Here is a 2,430-nt window from a genome sequence, read left to right on the forward strand (position 1 = left end):
ACATTGTATATCCATAACCTAAAATATTTTGTTATAACTCTTTTGTAGATAGGTCTTCACCTCATCCGAATGTTTCTCGAAATGCTCCTTCAATACATTATCTATATAGTTGCCTACCGTCAACTGCCGCTTTCCGGCAATCCCGACAATGACCGATATTTTCTGGTGCAGTTCCTTGTCTATATACACCCCTTGTCTGCCTTCGCATTTATAGGGCGTGAGGAATTTGCGTATAAAGTCGGCCGGTGCCGTGCGTATCGTTTTCGGTGACGGCTTTTCCGTAACCGTTTCCGAACAGCCGGTATCATCCGTACCGGAAACATCCCTGACTGTTTCATCCGCATTGTCATCCGCTTTTCTTTTTTCATCGGATAAAGTAGTTTCTCTCTTTTCGCCATCACCTCCACTGGCTGAAGATGCGGAGGATAAAGGAGTCTCCGAAGGAACCCCTGCCATCAGGCTGCGCAGATACGCTTCATCCACCGGATTTTGTCCGCTTGTTTTCTTTGCCATGACTATTCGGTTTTAAGTATAGACATGATTTCATCCATAAACGTATCGAAGCCGCACTCTTTAGTAAATGCCGCATCGGGAGCGAAGAGCGTACTCCGGTAAACTGGGCCGCCCGTAGCGGACAAGTCTTTGGTAAAGTTGCTGCGCACGGGAATACGTGTTTTGAGACAATCCAATCCTAACAGGGAGAAACCTTGCTGATACACATCATACAATGTCGTACGTTCCCTGCGGTCAACCATGTTCCAGAACAGATGAAGACTTTTCAGAGCGGACACACCGGTCTTTATCAGCCGGTCATTAATGGTGGTGGCAAAGTTCAGCGTACTTTCCAGCACAAGACGGTCTGCTTTTATCGGTACGAACAGATAATCGAGCGCACTGATTGCGGCGATAACTCCATCGCTTCCCATTGTTCCGGGCAGGTCGAACAGCACCACGTCATAATGCGTATCCGCTTTCTCTTCAAATGCCCTTCAGTGCGCCATGCAATCCGCCGGCGTGCTTCCGATGACCGGATATGCCTTTTTCTTCAACCGCCCGGCCTGTTCCACCAAGAGATTCTGATAAACGGGGGTGGTTTTTACCACTTCCATATCCCGTTTTTTCTGTTTCATAATCGAATGTTGCGGATAGTCGCAATCCACCACCGCTACGTTCAGTCCTTTCACATAATGCAGTCATGCTGCCGCATAAATCGTAAACGTCGATTTACCTACGCCTCCCTTTTGGGAAGCAAACGAAATGAATACCGTTTCCTTTCTCTTTTCCATTGTTACCTAATTTAAGTGAATAATTTGATTTATTGATAATTAAGCGGATAGTTGTCTATCCACTTATCCGTTCACTCATTTCATTATCCGTTTTGTTGGATAGCTATGTAGCTATAAAGCTATCTGTCTATTTAGCTACATAGCTATCCGGTTGTCTGTCTAAAGATTTAGCTAATAGTCCATTTGCCTATCCATTTATCCGAATATCCGCTTGCTTGTCTATACATCTTTATAAATGTATAGCTGCATAAGTGGATATATAGCTTTATGAATGCTTGTCTGAAAACATACTTAATCAAATGGCTATTCAGACCAAAAGCTATTCAGATAAAAAACCGTCCGGATAGCTATCCAGATAACTATCTTTGTATCTATCCAAATAAGTAACTGAATAGCTATCTGGCTGCAAATAAACCTCAAAAAGAGCATCCATGATGTACCAATGGTTTCAAAGTCATTTATTGGCGGCTGTTGGCGTAACGCCTGATAATTACCATACCGAAAAAACTATCTACCTTTGTCGCCGGGAGAGCGCAGTCCGTTCTCGACAGAGAACGTAAACAAATCCTTCAGACCTTTAATCCGGCCCAGCCGGATTTTAATATGCGTCAGCATATAGCGAGGTGTACTTTCAGCGGTTGAAAATATTTCTACCCGCTGAAAGTCTCTCCCCGAAAGACCTTTCGGGGGTGTCAGTTCTCCTAAGTCGAACTTCCTAAATTATTCATGTTATGAAAGATGAAACAAGAATCCGTAGCGCCGCAGGGCGCAAGGTGCTGGCAGACCCGCGCACGCACCGCTATTACCTCTGTCTCAATGACAGGGAAAACGAAAAGTTTATCTCCATGTTCGAGCAGTCGGGCATGAAGAACAAGGCCGAATTTATCTTTGCCCGTATCTTCGGTTGAGAGTTCAAGGTAGTGAAGATTGATAAGGAAGCGCAGGAATATTACGCCCAGCTTACCGCTTTCTATCAACAGTTTCGAAGAATAGGAAACAACTACAATCAATGTGTAAAGACCATCCATACCATTTACGGGGAGAAGAAATCGCTTGCGTTTCTCTACAAACTTACCGAAGACACCCGTAAACTGGAAGAAGTATGCAAGCAGGTTATCGAACTGACAAAGCGGTACGAAAAGGT

6 protein-coding genes are annotated in these 2,430 nt (G+C 44.4%); 2 read left to right on the forward strand and 4 right to left on the reverse strand.

The genetic code is table 11. From position 1 onward, the window contains the following. Nucleotides 1–18: 18 nt before the first annotated feature. From BN161_RS27715 to BN161_RS30890, 4 genes are all read right to left on the reverse strand, one after another. Nucleotides 19–513, reverse strand: a complete 495-nt coding sequence (locus tag BN161_RS27715; RefSeq protein WP_044272561.1) for a DUF3408 domain-containing protein — start codon at nucleotides 511–513, stop codon at nucleotides 19–21. A gap of 2 nt (nucleotides 514–515) precedes the next feature. Next, entirely contained in the window at nucleotides 516–926 is a 411-nt protein-coding gene (locus BN161_RS27720; protein ID WP_044272349.1) for a ParA family protein, read from the reverse strand. 63 nt (nucleotides 927–989) lie between these two features. Continuing rightward, nucleotides 990–1,184: a hypothetical protein gene (locus tag BN161_RS29025; RefSeq protein ID WP_008647083.1), complete on the reverse strand. Its 195-nt coding sequence runs from the start codon at nucleotides 1,182–1,184 to the stop codon at nucleotides 990–992. A 9-nt stretch (nucleotides 1,185–1,193) separates the two neighbouring features. Continuing rightward, the gene (locus tag BN161_RS30890; RefSeq protein ID WP_141651804.1) at nucleotides 1,194–1,286 is read right to left on the reverse strand and encodes a ParA family protein; all 93 of its coding nucleotides are present in this window, start codon (nucleotides 1,284–1,286) and stop codon (nucleotides 1,194–1,196) included. 731 nt (nucleotides 1,287–2,017) lie between these two features. On the opposite strand from BN161_RS30890, the gene BN161_RS31170 reads away from it, so the two are divergent. Beyond that, nucleotides 2,018–2,194 (forward strand): plasmid mobilization protein, encoded by a 177-nt coding sequence (locus BN161_RS31170; protein ID WP_449374819.1) that lies wholly within the window; start codon nucleotides 2,018–2,020, stop codon nucleotides 2,192–2,194. 12 nt (nucleotides 2,195–2,206) lie between these two features. Then, nucleotides 2,207–2,430 (forward strand): plasmid mobilization protein (locus BN161_RS31175; RefSeq protein WP_074435202.1); only part of this gene is annotated, 224 nt, incomplete at its 3' end.

Source organism: Bacteroides timonensis (assembly GCF_000513195.1).
GTDB classification, from domain to species: domain Bacteria; phylum Bacteroidota; class Bacteroidia; order Bacteroidales; family Bacteroidaceae; genus Bacteroides; species Bacteroides timonensis.